Origin of the sequence: Planococcus versutus, from assembly GCF_001186155.3 — a bacterium.
Lineage (GTDB): Bacteria > Bacillota > Bacilli > Bacillales_A > Planococcaceae > Planococcus > Planococcus versutus.
In genome coordinates, this window is sequence record NZ_CP016540.2 from 2,596,210 (window position 1) to 2,612,913 (window position 16,704).

The window sequence follows — 16,704 nt, forward strand, 5'->3', positions numbered from 1 at the left end:
AATAGAGAGGGATTCTGATAGCTTTTTATCTGTAGTTTTTTTGTTGGAAACCAATCGCTCCGGTCGCTTTGGGGATGGCTCTTGCGAAAAGCCAGGAAAACCACCTGTCTTCTCGCTTCGCCTACCCCGTAGACGCGCCTTCGCTAGTGTGAGGTTCTTTTTTTATGATTGGCAAGTGGTTTTGGTTTTGTTGGAGACGTGATAAGAACGTATAGATGAAGTGTCGAAAAATAGAGAGGGATTCCGGTAGCTTTTTATCTGCAGTTTTTTTTAGAAACCAATCGCTCCGGTCGCTTTGGGGATGGCTCTTGCGAGAAGCCAGGAAGATCACCTGTCTTCTCGCTTCGCCTACCCCGTGGACGCGCCTTCGCTAGTGTGATGTTCTTTTTTTATGATTGGAAATTCGTTTTGTTTTTGTCGGATATATAGTAAGAACACATACATTAAGTATTGAAAAATAGAGAGGGATTCCGTTTTTTGTCTGTACGCTGAAACGAATATATGCTTTTTTTTGCTTAATTGATAGAGTATCACTCGTGATACGCCATCAACCAACAATCTTGATATTGCTCTTCGTGGAGCTCGTGGTTTGGAAGTAATTTCACTTTGCTGAATCCACATTTTTCATAGCATCTTATCGCTCTGGTGTTTTTTGTTTGAGGATCCATAACGATTCGGTCTGCATGTTTTTCTTCTGTTAAAAATCGAATCATGGAGCTAACTAGCAAAGTACCAATTCCTTTATTCCAATACTCTACTTCTCCAATAAATTGGTCTGTTCCATATACATTTTCGCCAAAATATCCGTATTTTTTTTTCGTTTCATTATCTAATTGATAGAATTGAATGTAGCCAACTGCGTACCCATCGTATTCAACAATGCATTTGCTTTTTTCCTCTCCAAAAGCATAAAACAATTTATTCACTTTTTCTAAATCAAAAGCGTTATCTCTTCCTTCATAAAACTCAAGAACAGTTGGATTTGAAAGCCACTTTGCCAATAGAACGTTATCTTCTTTTTCTAATTTCCGAACCTTCAATTCCCCATTATGGATCACCTTTATAACTCCCCCTGAAATTTTTTCTATTCAATCGTTTAACCACTTTACAAGTTCAATTTGAGTTTACCTCTTAATCTTGAATATGTATCAAATGATTTCTATTAACAGCCTGATATTAGCTTGTAGTGCAGGCGCTCGACTCCTGCGGAAACAGTGCGGGCCGGAGCCACTGGACTGAGCGGAGCGAAGGAAGCGGCAGAGGCTGCACCCGCGGAAAGCGTGCACCGGAACGGAAAGCGATAGCTTAAACTAGTTCTTTATTGTCTTCCATTCCTCTCCTGCTTTTCCATTAGAAATGCATTCCTAGCTTGTAGTGCAGGCGCTCGACTCCTGCGGAAACAGTGCGGGCCTGAGCCACTGGACTGAGCAGAGCGAAGGAAGCGGCAGAGGCTGCACCCGCGGAAAGCGAGCACCGGAACGGAAAGCGTCAGCTTAAACTAGTTCTTTATTGTCTTTCGTTCCTCTCCTGCTCTTCCATTAGAAATGCATTCCTAGCTTGTAGTGCAGGCGCTCGACTCCTGCGGAAACAGTGTGGGCCTGAGCCACTGGACTGAGCAGAGCGAAGGAACCGGCAGAGGCTGCACCCGCGGAAAGCGAGCACCGGAACGGAAAGCGATTTTCTAAACCTCTTTCTATTCTCTTACCTTTTATCTTTTTTTGTTCTAACACAAGCCTATTACCAGTTTATAGTGACCACAGAACTGAGTGAAGCGATTAGTTAACCTAGCCGTCAACACTGATTTTATTCATAAAAAAACCTCCTTTTCCCGCTACAAACTGCAGGGAAAGGAGGTTACTTGTTGCTTATTTTGTTGTGTGTGGTGCGAATAGAGACATTATTTTAGCTGTTTCTTCACGCGATGTGAATTTAGAAGGCATGAATTTGCCGTTGTAGCCTTGAACGATTCCAAGGTCATCTAATAGCGTGATGGCTTCTTTTGTTTCCGCATTGTGCTTGCCGTAATCAGAGTACGAAGCGTATTCGTCAACTTTGTATTCACCGTTTGTTTTTTCGTAAACACGGTTAAGCATCAACGCGAAGTGAGCACGTGTAATTTTTTCTCTTGGGTTAAACGTTGTGTTTGTTTTCCCCATTACATAGCCTGCATTGTAAACTGCGTTAATTTCTTTTTGACGCTCTAGAGGCATATCCGAGATATCCGTAAATGGTGATTTTGAAGCGGTATCTGTCTCCAACTTCATGATACGTGAAATGATTGTTGCTGCTTCCCAGCGCGTTAATTCGCGTTTAGGTGCGAATGTTGTGTCGTTTATTCCTTTGAAAATGCCTCTGTAGTAGACATCGTTGATGAATGGGTATGACCAGCTATCTGTCGCTACATCCGTTAACGGTGTGATCGCGTTGATACGGTTTTCAAGCATTGGTTTTACTTGATCTAATGATTTAGCGTGATCGATAAACATTTCATAATCGATGTTGCCTGGCTCACTTACGCGGCCTTCTTTGTACGCTTTTCCAAATGACTCAAACCCATCTCCGCCTCCAGCAGTAAATGTGTTTGTTGCGACTTTGTATGATTTTTTCAGATCAAGTGGTGTTAATCCATTCTCGTTTTTAACGTTTACTTCTGTCACACGTGATCCTGCTGGTTTTGTTGCATCAAACGAAAACTGCAAACCTGATACGTGTAAGAATCCTCCGTTTTCAGCTGGGAATTGACGAACACTGTGTTCAAGAGCTGATTTCAATTCTTCGCCCGTGATGTTCATGATTGCCAATGCGTTACCAAATGGCATTGTTGTTAACACTTCACCAACTGTAATATCGCCCACGTTGATAGAAGCGCGAATTCCGCCGCCGTTTTGAACAGCCATGACTGTATCTGAATCGATTTTCTTAGCTGTTGCTAACATGCCATCTGTAATTAAGTTTCCAAGATTTGTTTCAGAAGCACGAACGCCCCCCGCATTACGTCCGCCGTTTAAGAAAACTTCTGCGCTTGCTTCTGTTGATTGGTTTTTAACTTCTTCTACCTCTTTTGCAAAAGGCGCAAGAATGGCAGTGGCTTCTTCATCTGGTACGATTGCTTTATCATTCACATCAAGCAATTGACCTGTTTGTTCTGTAATGACACCATTTTCATCAAATGTCACATCTAGTTGGCCTAAAAATTTATTGTATTCATTTGCTTGCACAATCACTGTTGGGTCTGTATTCCCTTTGAAAACAAATGGTTCCACTAGTTTCTTGTGTGTATGCCCGCCGACAATAACATCAATGCCTTCAACAGCTTCTGCTAATAGTTGATCGTTATCAAATTCAGCAGAATCATCAAAGCCGATATGTGTTAATGCGACAATTTTGTTTACGCCTTCTTTTTCAAATGCAGCAACTGCTTCTTGTGCGGCATCGATGTAATTCGAAAATTTGATTTCGCCCGGGCTTGAAATGGAAGCGGTCTCTTCTGTTGTCAAACCGAAAATGCCTACTTGTTCTCCATCAATTTCTTTAATCACGCCATTGTAGATTTCGCCGTTATTGTAATCTGCTGTGTATACTTTGTTTTGGAATCCAGCCATATCTGTATCGCCAGAAAAATCAACGTTAGCTGATACTAACGGAAACTCAGCGCCTGCAACAAATTCAGCAAGTGATTTATGACCACGTTCGCTTGCGCCTAAGTCGAATTCATGGTTACCAAAAGTCATTGCATCGTATTTCATCAAATTCATTAATGGCAAATCGGCTTGGCCTTCAAAGGTATTAAAGTAAAGTGTGCCAGAAAAAACGTCTCCTGCATCAAGTAGTAAGTTATTTGGATTTTCACTACGAATTTGCTTGATGAGCGTTGCACGGTTTGGTGCTTTGTCCAAGTTTGCGTGCGTGTCGTTCGTGTGCATAATCGTTAGTTCAAAATCTCCTGCCGCTGCGTCTGTTGGTGTTGGCGACTGAATAGCCACTACGCTTGCAGTCAAAGCAACTGCAACTGCTGATTTAAACATTTTCCCCTTCATTTGGCACCATCCTTAAAATTTTTTTGAACGTTAGCGCCTGATAGCTGCATGAATAATATGACCTAAGACTATTAGAATATAAAAATTAGGAGTTGCAGCTACTTACCGAGCGAAGTCATTCAGTTTCAGTGTAGCACGATAGAATTTTTTCAACAATAGCATTATTATAACTATAACAATTTCGCTACAAATTCTTTACATTTTTTACAGTGGCATAAACTCTCATCTCTAACTGGGTACTATGTTCATAAGCATGGTAGAATTGACAAAGACTGTTTACTACCAGGCTGTTAATTGTGCGGAAAGAATGGTGACTTATGAAACCACTAGCTAGAAAGCATTTGGATGAAGTTCAATATGCTCGTGTGCTTGCTTTATTAGGAGTGTTTGCGGTTCATTCAACTTCTACAGGGGTTGTTGAATCCAATCCCGAATCCTTCACGTTTATTATTTATAATTTCTTTAATATCGCTGGAAAGATCGGCACACCTGTTTTTATTTTTTTGAGCAGCTTTGTTCTTTTTTATACGTACTACCCGAGGCAATTGACCTTTAGCTTGTTTCAGCGTTTTTATAAAAAACGATTATTGTATATTTTAGTTCCTTATGTGGTTTTCTCAGCGTTTTACTTTTTATTTAGAGCTTATTTAGGTCAGAACTTTGAAACCTTTCCTGCAATGGTGAAACGCTTTCTGATCGATTTGTCTGCTGGAAATGCACAATATCATCTTTACTTTGTTTTTGTGAGCGTTCAATTTTATCTAATGTTTCCGATTATTCTTTATTTGTTTAAACGGTTTGAATTTATTCGAAAATACGCAATTCCGCTTGGTATTATTATTCAATGGACATGGGTTGTTTTGAATTCGCTCTACATTCAAGTGCCATCTAAAGGATCTGTGTCCTTGTCGTACTTCATGTTTTACTTTTTTGGGGCTTTTCTCGGCGTTTACTACGAACAAGTGGTGGCGTGGATTCGCAATTGGCGCAAGATTTGGCCTGCGATCGCAGCCATTGTGCTTGGCTATGTCTTTATGATTTATCTGTATGTCACGATTTATTACGATATTCGAACAGGGCAATGGACGGGTCATAATAAATGGGTTGAATTTGCGTGGAGTACACACGCGTTCTTCGCTGCAGCTGTGATTTTCATTTTTGTTCATTATTTAGAAACGTGGAATTTTCCACGCATCAAAAAATTTATGATTGAAATTGGGGCTGTGTCTTTTGGTATGTACTTGATTCACCCATTTTTCTTAACCAGCTTAAGATTGAACGCGCCTCTTAGTGGTGAGCCACTGATTTTCCATTCTTGGCAGTTGCTCACTTTGATTTTGACGTTCTTTAGTAGTTGGCTGGTGGTTCGCTTGTTTTATGATTTTGTGCCGCATAGTTGGATTTTCTTTGGAAATGGCAATCGTGTTTTCAATAAGCCAAAGAAATCGAAAGTAAAAGATAAAAAAGAAGTCAACGTGTAAGCAAGTTTTGCACAAAGAGCATAGAAAAAGGCTAGCCAAAAAGTTTATTTTGGCTAGCCTTTTTTCTATTTTCATGCTTGTACAGCGTCAATAACGGTTTGTGCGGTTTGATTGGCTTTGCTTTGGAGCGGCTCGACTGCTTGTATAAATGCAGTGACGCGAGCCGGGTAGTTAGCAAAAACTTGTTCTATTTTATCGACAAGGTCGTCATGATTCCAGTCACTCGATTCGATGTGACCCACAACAGGCTGATCGACAATTTTGGCAAATGAATCAATTTTCGGATCGTATGATAGTGCAACAAAAGGTGTATGGCCGACAGCTGCAAAGATTAACGCGTGTAACCGCATGCCGAACAGCAAGTCCGATTCTTTGATGATGGCCATTTTTTCTTGAATGGTGCTGTCATATGGTGCGATGGCAGCAGTTGTTATCATTAAGTCTTGTACTTGCTGAGATGTTTGAGCATCGTTTTTTCCGTGCATTGGCACAAATACAATGTGATATCCGGCATTTGCTAATTGGTCGAGTGCTTTCGCAATTTCTGGAAAAGCTTGATGATCGTTTGGCCAGTTCCGGACGGAAACCGTAATGACTTTGCCTTGAAACTTTTGTTGACCGAGCCAACTGCTGTGAAACTCGTTTGCATCAATTCCCATGACAGGATCTGGCACGAGGTGAATGGGTTCAGCAACACCGATTTCTTTTAACAATTGCTCGGATTGACTATCACGTACGGTTAGAAGTGTTGCTCTGTTTAACACATGCTTAACGATTAGTTGATTGAGCTTGCTTTTGATAGGACCCATGCCTTGTGCGTAAATAAATACCGGTTTTTTCAATTGTTGTGCAATTTTTATAATGCCTGCATAGTACGGGATACTTTTGCGACCGGTTTCGTCTTGCAACAAGCTTCCCCCACCACTGATCAATCCGTCAGAAGCTTTGAGTGTAGCGCGAACTTCTTTCAAACTCCATCTGTTTACAGCTTTGACACGGTATGTTTCTGCTGTTTTTTCCGGCTTGTTGGACAACACCACAATGTCAATTTTCGGATTGTATTCTTTTAACGAATGGATAATGGCATAGAGGATCGCTTCATCTCCCACATTGTCAAAACCATAGTATCCAGATAACACCAATCTCACGTCTGCCACCTCATCTTTATGATAGTCACTACTTTTTTCCACACTTTTTCATATAGCCAAATAAGAACAAGTCCAATCAAGAAGCCTAAGACGATACTGTAACCACTTCTGAGTAGTGAAATCAATAGTGGAATATGAAGATGAGTAAAAGTATTGACCATTGATAAAAAGCCAATTACTCCAGGAATGAGCAAGAAGTAATATGCTTTCGGATACGATTTTGCAACATGAAGCGCTAAGATAAACAACGGAAAGCCAATTAAAAATTCTTTTGTCCGTGGTCTTACATATAAAATTTGCTCTAACAACAAACGCGCTTGAAGTTCAAAGTTCGATACTTGTCCTGCATTTCCAGTACGTGTGTAATAGTAAAATGCAATACCTGCAACGAATACACCAACTGCTATGTGCCAATAAACCACGTTCATAGTTAACAGATTTTTGATATTTCCCCATACCGCATAAATCAAAATAAAAGCAATTGGCACAATGTAAACCAGTGATACCCCTCTAAACAAATCAATGCCCAAAATGTATTGATTGCCGCTTAGCAAAATGACGATTAGCCAAATGCCAATGGCCGCAATACCGACAGCTTGTGCAAAAGATTTTAAAAGATACGCTTTTTTCTGCGGTTCTTTTTTCACCAACACAGCCCAAATAGGTGCCGTGATTGCGACTGCGAGCGCAAAAGTTTTCAATAGTATACTTTGCTGTACCACTAAATACAAAACAGCAAACAAAAGAGATCCAAAAAATGCAATATAGGTCAATTTTTTATTTTTAAAGACAGATTGTGCTGCGAGCGTTAAAAATGCGACAGCTCCAAGTAATGCCAATGCAGTTTGCCATAGCGGGACGCTATATGGCTCAAACGTTTTTGCAACGCCTCGTTTAAAGCTTGCTGGCAAAGTGTTGTCTACTTGCTTTTGTAATTCTGTTAGTGCGGGTAGTGCTTGTTCATATTCTTTTTGGGACATATTTAAGAAAAATGCTCGGAAATTTCGTTCTTTTGCTGCGCGTACAATTTTATCCGAGCTTTCGCTCATATTTTCATCTGTGACGCCGAGACTGTGAAGACGCACTAGATTTAAATCCGTCATATAAGCCAACTGATTCAAGCCATCTTGAAGAGCAAATTCGATGCTCAACAACGTGTAACCAGCTGTTTTGAGTTGCTCACCAAATTCTTTTAAACGAACGGGATCTGAAAAAGCCGGTACTTTGTCTCCAATAAACAAGACTTTTTCGACACCTGGCTGTTTAATGGCAATAAGTTCGTTGATCATTTGATCAAGCTGTTTTTCATCGGAATACGCTCTTAGTCGTGGAACTATTGATAAACCTGAATCTAAAACAGCTGCAATGACTTCTCGATCATACGCAATGGGCGTAGATTGAATCGCCGCTGAATCACCAGGGACAAACAAATAGTCTGTTCCGTCTAAGCTAAATTCAAACTGCTCTTCGAACAAACCTTTTGTCACTTTCTCAAAGTCAAACAAACCGGTTGAATGAATAAACAAGCCTGGTTTATCAAAAGGTGCTTCTAACGGCTCTTTTTGCGTGAGCAATATGTTTTCGTGCATACGCGACGCACTCACTGTCGTAATCAGCCTTTTTCGTTCTAGTGAACTGACAGTATCTGGTTCTAAACTAACGCTTTGAATGCCAGTTTCTTTAAAATCTTTTAAGATTTCATCAACTGTTAAATTTGGGTCTTCAATCATCCAACCAATTGCCGATTGATACGGGACTATGGTTTCGATGGTTTTGTTTGACTCTTCTATTTGTACGCGCTGAACTGCCGTTGGAATGGTTAGTAGCAATGCGGCCAGAAGGATTCCGATTAATACTTTCTTCACGTAAGTACACACCCTTAACTTTTCTTGGTATTGCCTGACTTGCCGGCCATTATTTTTTGGCGATCCATTTGTTTATGACAGGAATGCGTTGCAATACGCTTTGGTCAACTGCTTTGGTTATCAACAACAAACTAAAGTAAATCACTCCGCCAATTGCTACAGCTGCTGCTATATACAGTAAAGCAAATCCTCTCGATAGCTCTTCAAAATCTACCAAGAAACTTGGCAACCAAATCACTGCTCCCATGACAAGTGAAGCACCCACGATAAGACCCGTCTTTTCGGGGAAATAACTAACTCCAGTAAACTTCCGAATCGCTATCGCGTTGACAATAAATAAAAAGACATAAATCGCGACGGTTGAAATTGCCGCTCCTTCTAATCCATATAAGTTGACTAAAATCATATTAAGAACTAGTTTGATCGTCACACCTATTACAATAATCCAAGCACCGAGACGTGCTTTGTTGATGCCTTGCAATACACCCGTTCCAAGTACGGTTAATGACGTGAATAATGAACTAAACGATACGATAGCTAACACGGTACTGCCTTGTAAATCCGTAAACAATCCCAGGTTGATTGGCAACGTCAAAACGACAAGTCCCACGGCTGCGGGAACAGACAATAAATAAGTTAAGAAAAATGTATTATTGATCAGCTTCTTGGCACCTATTTTGTCATTTTTCATTAGTTTCTCAGAAATCGATGGAATTAATGGCAAAATCACCGATGTTGCAAAAACGGTTACAATTTGAACCAGTGCCAAGCCACGTCCATAAATTCCGTAAAGCAAATTAATGTCTTGTTGAGCTTCGCCATGCATTTTTAATGCTGTTGGAATAGTCACTGAATCAATCAAATTCAATAATGCCATTGTAATGGCTCCAATTGCAATAGGGATCGAAATTTTTAAAATAGGTTTGAATGTCGTTTTAAAATCGGCTAACTTAAACTGCGATTGCTTTGCCACTCGGACAGCTGAACGAGTGTACAACAAGCGTAAGTAAACAAATGAGCCTATTGCTCCTATAAGCGAACCGATCATGATACCACCCGCAATTTGTTCGTCGCTATAGAGACGATCGACCATGAAAATGGCAACGAGCAAAATCAAGCCCACACGAATAAACTGTTCGATTACTTGCGATACTGCAGTAGGTGTCATATGTTGATGACCTTGAAAATAACCTCGGTAAACGGCCATATAAGGGGCAACAAGCAATGTACATGCCACAATAATTAATGCCAAACGCGTCGATTCACCGCCAAGAACAGCTGCGATTTGATGCGAAAATCCATAAAGAAGCAAGAAACTTGTGATGCCAAAAATGACCGCTAGTATACTTGAAGTGAAAAAAAGGTTTTTGACTTGCTGCTCGTCGTTGATAGCACGAGCTTCTGAAATCAGTTTCGAAATGGCAATGGGAATGCCGGCAACCGACAACGTCAACGCGACCATGTAGACAGGATACACTAACGTAAAGATTCCAAGCACTTCGTCTCCTGCTATATTTTGGAGCGGAATCCGGAACAAACTGCCGAGTATTTTTGATAACAACGCGGCGATGGATAATATTAAGGTGCTTTTGACTAAAGTGTTTTTCATCCTTTACGGAAAGCCTTTCGTCCAATTACTGTTGCTGCAAATTTCGGCAATACCAGCATTCGTTTCCACCTCGAAGGCTGTTTGACTAACCGGTAAAACCATTCAAGGTTCATTTTCTGCCACATTTCCGGCGCTCGTTTTACAGAACCTGAAAACACATCAAAACTTCCACCAATGCCAATAAACACTCCTTTATCAAATTGGTCAATATGAGTACCAATCCATTGTTCTTGTCTTGGGAAGCCAAGTGCAACAAACACAATATCTGGTTTCATGTTTTGGATTTGTTGAGGCAGTTGGTGGTCATTCCAATCGAAAAAGCCATTTTGACTGCCAACAACTTTTATACCGGGATAATCGGTTTTTGCTTTTTTGACGGTGGCTTGCAATACGGCTTCTGACGCTCCTAAAAAAAACACACGCGCATGTGTTTTGTTTGCTGATTCCAACAAATCGAGCATCACATCGTAGCCACTCACGCGCTCTGGTAGCGGTTCTCCGATAATTGCGGCTGCTTTAACGATACCGATGCCGTCTGCTGTAATGTATGTAGCTTTTGCTAATAGCTTTTTGTATGGCTGGTCTTTTAACGAATGCATAACAATTTCAGGATTAGCCGTTACAACAAAAGTTTTTTCCTGTTTGTCGATGCGCTCTTCCAATGTAGCAATAAAATCTTTCTGGTTCGTGTGAACAAACGGCACTCCCAGTATATGAACGAATTTTAAAGTCATGATTTATCTCCTCTTCAGGCAAAATATCTTAAGCTAGTATAACATAAAGAAGAGCCCCATGTTCAAGCTCTCAAGGCTCTTACATGGGACTCTTCTTTTAAGTTTTATCAAGTTTATTACTGTGCAAGAGGTAACATTTTAATGTAAGCACCGTGTACATAAGCTTTCGTATAAGCTTTGTTTTCAGAGGCTACTTCGTACCACATGGCATTGTTTGAAGCTTTAACTTCGTTCATGATGACAACCGGAACTTTTTCCGTTTTCAATGTATAAATTTGCGCGACGTTCGTGCTTGGATCTTGTCTGAAGTTTAATGGCGTTGTTGTTGTGTAGCCCAGTTTGTTTTGGTTTAAATCTTTGCTGCCAAGGTGAAGATCGGTGCGGTACATATGCCCCGCAATTTTTTCTCCCCAGTAAGCGTCTGATGCGTAGCGAACATTCATACCGATTCCTTTATTGCCTAAGACTGAACCATTATAGTAACTTCCTGTTGGAGAATGGTAGCCTTTGTTAATACGATCCGCTGCATCTTTAATAGATTCTCTAAACGAATAATACGAATAAGCTCCGTTGTAAGCATTGCCATCAACCGCTCCGTAACCAAAAAGATTGTATTTGTCTTGTGCAATTTTACTCGTTCCCCACTGACTTTCGTGAATCGCATGAGACATCAAGTAAAGCGCATTAATTTTATGCGTTTTTTCCATTTCTTTAAAAAACTTACCCGCACCAACAAGTGGACTGGTTTTCCATTTCTTGCCGTAAAGCGTTTGGTTATAGTACGGGAATTTATCCGCTAAATACTGGTCCAGCTCTTGGGCTGTGTAATTGGTTTCCGATTGAAGAGGCAGCATATTGAAATACTGATAGCTTTCTGTTATTTCTGCACCCGATTCGTTCGTGAAAGTCGCACCGTCCCAGCTATAGTATTTCATGCCTGCAACAAATTCTTTTGGCGCTTTGCCTACAATGCCTGTTGAAGCATAGCTTCTAGTCGCGTGATTGAAAATTTTGTGGACTAAACTACTGCCCGACACTTCATAATACGATCGACCTTTTTGCAATTGCTCAGGAATTAACCGAACTACTTTTGAACTTACATACCCGACTTTTCCTGCGAGTTCCACTTTAACTGTTGTCGCTGTCGCATCGATGTATTTCATCTCTGTATTAGATGGTAAGTAAGGACGGAATGTGCCGTTGCTTGCTTTCAAGCTTTCTGTTGGATAAATTTCTGTAAAAGCATTGTTCGTCACAATTCCTTGTTTCATCCAAAGAATTTGGTTGCTGCGCTCTACAACTTGTGCTGCCGTGTGTTTTTGTGCATATTCTTTTGCTTTGGCAAAAGAATCAAAATGTTTTAAGACTTTTGTTTGATCAGCTGTAATGGCTGACACTTGAAACTCGAGGTTTTGAGGCGGGAAAACTTCAGCTCGTGCTCTTAGCATAACAATCGCCACCATCCATCGTGTTGAGCTGTCTTTAGGTTTGAATGTTTGGTCTTTGTTTCCTGTAATGATGCCCAAGTGAGAAAGAATTTGAACATCTTCTTGATGGTCTTTTCTAATCTCTGAGACATCGGTAAAGTCTAAGCTATTTGTTTCTGAAGCTTTAATGACAATTCCTTTTGCTGTCAATGCACGCGACACCATTGTCGACATTTGTTCACGGTTGATCAATTCATTGGGTTTGAATGTATTGTCAGGATACCCTTTAATAATACCTGCATCTACAGCTGCTGTAATTACTTCATAATACCATTCTCCCGATTGAACATCTTTAAATCCTGCAATGGCAGTTGTTGCAGCATTTGTAAATCCGGCATTTTCAACCGAAGCTCCTTTTACGGTTGCTCCAAGTTCAAATGAGTTGACAATCATCTTGGCAAACTCTGCACGTGTCACTTCTGTATTCGGGCGAATGGTTCCATCTTTATACCCTTGAATAACACCTAAATCCATTAATTCTCTTATTTCAGCTTCATATGCATGACCTGTTAAATCATCCGCTGCTTTGGCAGTTTCTTGTGTAAAGGCCGTTACTAATAAGAACAACGTTAAAAACACTACTACTACTTTTTTCATCTTTACTAAATCCCCCTCATTGTTAAAAAAACCCTTTTATTTTAATATCTCTTTTAATATTTACTCTAGACAACCGCAACGTATACCAAATAATTTTTTAGGGTATAGGGAATTGTTAATTATCCATCTTTATACAGTTAATAGTGCATAAATAGTTATCACTTTTTTGAGTGTACCATTAACCTTCTGCCAGTAGTAAAGAATTTTTTTTATTTTTAACAATTTTTTTCAAAAATATTTATTAATATAACAGTTCTTGTTGCATAAAGTAGGTATTAATAACTAAAATAAAAGTCCCGTTTCGAAAATTTAATTTTTAAACAAGTCTTTTCACTCATTTATTTATAAAACCCATTAATTTGCATAAATATCTGCTATTATCACTAACAGATAGAAATTATTAGGGGGAAATGACAAATTTATGAAAAATGCATTATCGAAAGTTTTTTTGTTTCTAGTTGCTGCTGTTTTTGTGATTACGAGTTTTGGTGCACAACCCGCTTCTGCTGCAAGTAATCCGTTTAAGGATGTTTCATCTTCAGACAAGGAAATTCTTTATTTATGGAACAAAAAATTGATTAATGGCATTGATTCAATTACATTTGGCCCGACTGATGCAGTTACTCGCGAACAAGCTGCCACTTTAATCGGTCGCGCGATCGGGTTAAAAGGTGATTTGCGGAATACAACATTCCCAGATGTGAACCCGAAACGGTATAGCTCAGGATACATTCAATCAGCTTATGAAAAAGGCATCATTACTGGAAATCCGGACGGTAGTTTCCGCCCACAAGATACAATGACTCGTGGAGAAATGGCTTTTCTGTTAAGCCGCGCATTTAACTATACTTCTACTGGTAATGTGTTCTTCGATGATATTAAATCTGATACTAGCAGCACCAGCTTGTATACAGCAGTTAGCAAAATTGCTACTGCAGGTGTTTCAAACGGTACTGGAACTGGTACATATACACCTACCAAAGAATTGGTTCGCGGTGAATTTGCTGTTTTCTTAGCTCGCGCACTCAACTCAAACTTTAAAGTTGCTTATAAAAATACGGTGTCAGAAAACTTAACCGTTATTGTCGACAACTTGAATGTGCGAACTGGACCAAGCACAGGCTACCGCGCAATTGGCAAAGTAAATACCGGTGCAGAATTCCAAGTTTACGGCTATAAAGGTGTATGGGCATACGGTAAAAGCGGCAATGTCACAGGTTATGTGCATTCTGAATTTATCGGCAAATCTGTACCAGCTGCTGCCAATAACCGGTTTATCACAATTGATCCGGGACATGGCGGTCACGACCCAGGCGCTACAGGGAATGGCTTGCGTGAAAAAGACATCAACCTTGATGTATCAAAACGCGTCGAAGCAAAACTAAAAGCAAAAGGCATTAAAGTTTATATGACGAGATCAACAGACGTATTCCATTCGTTAAGTGCTCGCGTTGACAAAGGAGTTGCTAGTGGATCAGATGCTTTCCTAAGCATCCACACAAATGCAGCTTCTCCTGGTGCAAGTGGATCGGAAACTTTCTATTCTGCTTCTGTTGGTAATGACAGCAAGCAATTAGCGACTTTCATTCAAAACAGACTCTATAAAGCAATGGATCATCCAAACCGAGGTGTAAAAAACTACGGTTTCCAAGTAATCCGCACAAATCCACTTCCAGCAGCATTGGTGGAATTAGGTTTTATTACGAACAAGTACGATTCAGCTAAATTAGCATCGGGTACTTACAAAGACCGCGCTGCTACAGCGATTGCTGATGGTATCGAAGATTACTATAATTGGAAAGCAAAATAATAATTTCTAAAACGGACTTTTTAGTCCGTTTTTTTGTTGTATACTACAGGGAACTTACTGTTTCTAGGAGGGATTCTATTGAAGAAAATAGTCATTTTAGCTAGTTTTATACTTTTTTTTGGTGGATTGGCTAGTCATGCAGCCGCCACTGAAGGCACTGATGCTTCAGACCACCTCATTATTTCTTTTAAAGACACCATCGATTATGCACTTTTAGAAGAAATGGGTGCAGTCATTCATGAAGAATTTGACGCAATTTCTGCTGTTTCTGTCACGTTGCCAAGCGAACAAATGGTTCAAGCTGCAAGCAACCATTCATCGATCGAATATATAGAAGAAAACGCGATTGTAAAAGCGGCAGCCCAAACAACCACTTGGGGTTATAAAGCCATTAAAGCCAATACAGCTACAAGTCTCGGTTATACCGGTAAAGGCGTAAAAATTGCCATTATCGATTCGGGAATCAACTCAAAGCATCCCGATTTAAAAGTAGCTGGGGGTGTCTCCAAAATCGAAAATTCAAGCGCTTTTACGGATGGTAATGGACACGGCACACATGTTGCCGGTGTTATTGGTGCACAAAACAACTCTATTGGCACAGTCGGCGTTGCGCCAAGTGCTTCACTTTACTCAGTAAAAGTGCTTTCTGCCAATGGTATTGGCACATTAGAAGGTGTCGTTGCAGGCATTCAATGGGCAATCGACCAAAAAGTAGACATCATCAATATGAGTTTAACCATCGATAATGACAAACAATCGCTGCGCAATATTACGAAAAAAGCCTATGACGCTGGCATCGTAGTGGTAGCAGCTGCTGGAAATGAACGAGAAAAAGGATTGTTCAAGGATGTTTTGTTTCCCGCGCGTTACTCTTCAGTTGTTGCTGTAGGGTCGGTATCTAAGCTCAACAAGCTGTCTTATTTCTCAAATTACGGAGCTTCACAAGAACTGGTTGCACCGGGTGAAGGTATTTTGAGCAGCTTTACTAATGCTAAAACCACAACTCAAGATGATTACGCAATTTCAGAAGGAACGTCAGTTGCTGCACCTTTTGTAGCTGGCACATTTGCACAATACATGGAAGCTTATCCGCATCTTTCAAATAAACAATTACGTGAAACAGTCAAACGTGCCACCATCGATTTGGGGCAAAAGGCCGTGACAATTTGTACGGTCACGGGCTGGTGCAATCATTAAAAACCAAAGCTGCACTATTTCCAGACTTGAAAAACAAGGTTTGGTATTCCGAACCGATTAAGCAAGTGTTTGATCGCAAAATTGTCAAGGGCTTCCCAGACGGCACGTATCGTCCAAACGCTACCATCACGCGTGCTGAAGCCGTGACGTTTATCGGACGCGCATTAACACTGGATGGCGAAAATCCGAATGGCAAGTTCCGTGACGTGCCAAAAGATTCGTTTGCGGCGGGTTATATTAACAGCGCGTTTGAAAAAGGCTATATCAAAGGCGTTACCGCCAAAGATTTCCGTCCAAACGAGCCGATTAAACGAGGCGACATGGCACTTATAATGAAGCGTGCCTTCAACTTGTCAGGCACTCAACAACTGTCTTTTACAGATGTTCCTAAAACCAAGTACTATTACGAAGCTGTACAAGCGGCCTACGCAAGCAATGTCGTTAAAGGATATAAAGACAACACGTTCCGCCCGGAGAAGTCGATTACACGTGCTGAAAGCGCTGAATTTTTAACCAATGCCTTGACGCAGTGAATAAAAGCAAAAGCCCAACCGATCGACTCGGTTGGGCTTTTGCTTTTTAAATTGGAGATAAAAATTTCAGACTTTGTGCGTACGTGATCTCGTTCTTTACAAAGATCCAACTAGATTTGATTTCTCGCACGATAAGACTTTACTTTACTTTACTTTTCTCCTCTCTACAAAATTATATCGTTACATTGAAGGATTTATTCGTAAAC

General features: G+C 40.4%; 11 protein-coding genes. 4 read left to right on the forward strand and 7 right to left on the reverse strand.

Annotated elements, in window-relative coordinates; all coding sequences use genetic code 11:
* Positions 1 to 530: 530 nt before the first annotated feature.
* Together I858_RS13115 and I858_RS13120 are read right to left on the reverse strand one after the other, a co-directional pair.
* On the reverse strand, positions 531 to 1,064 hold the full coding sequence (locus tag I858_RS13115) for a GNAT family N-acetyltransferase (protein ID WP_049694139.1): 534 nt from the start codon (positions 1,062 to 1,064) through the stop codon (positions 531 to 533).
* An 801-nt stretch (positions 1,065 to 1,865) separates the two neighbouring features.
* Positions 1,866 to 4,037 carry a 5'-nucleotidase C-terminal domain-containing protein gene (locus I858_RS13120; protein WP_049694138.1) on the reverse strand — a complete coding sequence of 724 codons (2,172 nt, stop codon included), beginning with the start codon at positions 4,035 to 4,037 and terminating at the stop codon, positions 1,866 to 1,868.
* 317 nt (positions 4,038 to 4,354) lie between these two features.
* Between I858_RS13120 and I858_RS13125 the strand changes: the two genes are divergently transcribed.
* Positions 4,355 to 5,518, forward strand: coding sequence for an acyltransferase (locus I858_RS13125; protein WP_049694137.1), 1,164 nt, complete (start codon positions 4,355 to 4,357; stop codon positions 5,516 to 5,518).
* 71 nt (positions 5,519 to 5,589) lie between these two features.
* On the opposite strand, the gene csaB is transcribed toward I858_RS13125, so the two are convergent.
* The 5 genes from csaB to I858_RS13150 form a co-directional block, all read right to left on the reverse strand.
* Positions 5,590 to 6,666, reverse strand: a complete 1,077-nt coding sequence (gene csaB / locus I858_RS13130) for a polysaccharide pyruvyl transferase CsaB (protein ID WP_049694136.1) — start codon at positions 6,664 to 6,666, stop codon at positions 5,590 to 5,592.
* Positions 6,663 to 8,531: a DUF5693 family protein gene (locus I858_RS13135; RefSeq protein ID WP_049694135.1), complete on the reverse strand. Its 1,869-nt coding sequence runs from the start codon at positions 8,529 to 8,531 to the stop codon at positions 6,663 to 6,665. The genes csaB and I858_RS13135 overlap by 4 nt, the downstream gene beginning before the upstream one ends.
* A gap of 49 nt (positions 8,532 to 8,580) precedes the next feature.
* Positions 8,581 to 10,140, reverse strand: coding sequence for a putative polysaccharide biosynthesis protein (locus I858_RS13140; RefSeq protein WP_049694134.1), 1,560 nt, complete (start codon positions 10,138 to 10,140; stop codon positions 8,581 to 8,583).
* Positions 10,137 to 10,874: a WecB/TagA/CpsF family glycosyltransferase gene (locus I858_RS13145; RefSeq protein ID WP_049694133.1), complete on the reverse strand. Its 738-nt coding sequence runs from the start codon at positions 10,872 to 10,874 to the stop codon at positions 10,137 to 10,139. The genes I858_RS13140 and I858_RS13145 overlap by 4 nt, the downstream gene beginning before the upstream one ends.
* A 116-nt stretch (positions 10,875 to 10,990) precedes the next feature.
* Positions 10,991 to 12,958, reverse strand: a complete 1,968-nt coding sequence (locus I858_RS13150; RefSeq protein WP_049694132.1) for an S-layer homology domain-containing protein — start codon at positions 12,956 to 12,958, stop codon at positions 10,991 to 10,993.
* Positions 12,959 to 13,379: 421 nt separating this feature from the next.
* Here I858_RS13150 and I858_RS13155 point away from each other — a divergent pair, with 421 nt between their 5' ends.
* From I858_RS13155 to I858_RS17380, 3 genes are all read left to right on the forward strand, one after another.
* A complete protein-coding gene (locus I858_RS13155; protein WP_049694131.1) occupies positions 13,380 to 14,768 on the forward strand; it encodes an N-acetylmuramoyl-L-alanine amidase in 1,389 nt (462 codons plus the stop codon).
* A 78-nt stretch (positions 14,769 to 14,846) separates the two neighbouring features.
* Positions 14,847 to 15,965, forward strand: coding sequence for a S8 family peptidase (locus I858_RS13160; protein WP_239457166.1), 1,119 nt, complete (start codon positions 14,847 to 14,849; stop codon positions 15,963 to 15,965).
* Positions 15,953 to 16,498, forward strand: coding sequence for an S-layer homology domain-containing protein (locus tag I858_RS17380; protein ID WP_239457168.1), 546 nt, complete (start codon positions 15,953 to 15,955; stop codon positions 16,496 to 16,498). The genes I858_RS13160 and I858_RS17380 overlap by 13 nt, the downstream gene beginning before the upstream one ends.
* Positions 16,499 to 16,704 lie beyond the last annotated feature (206 nt).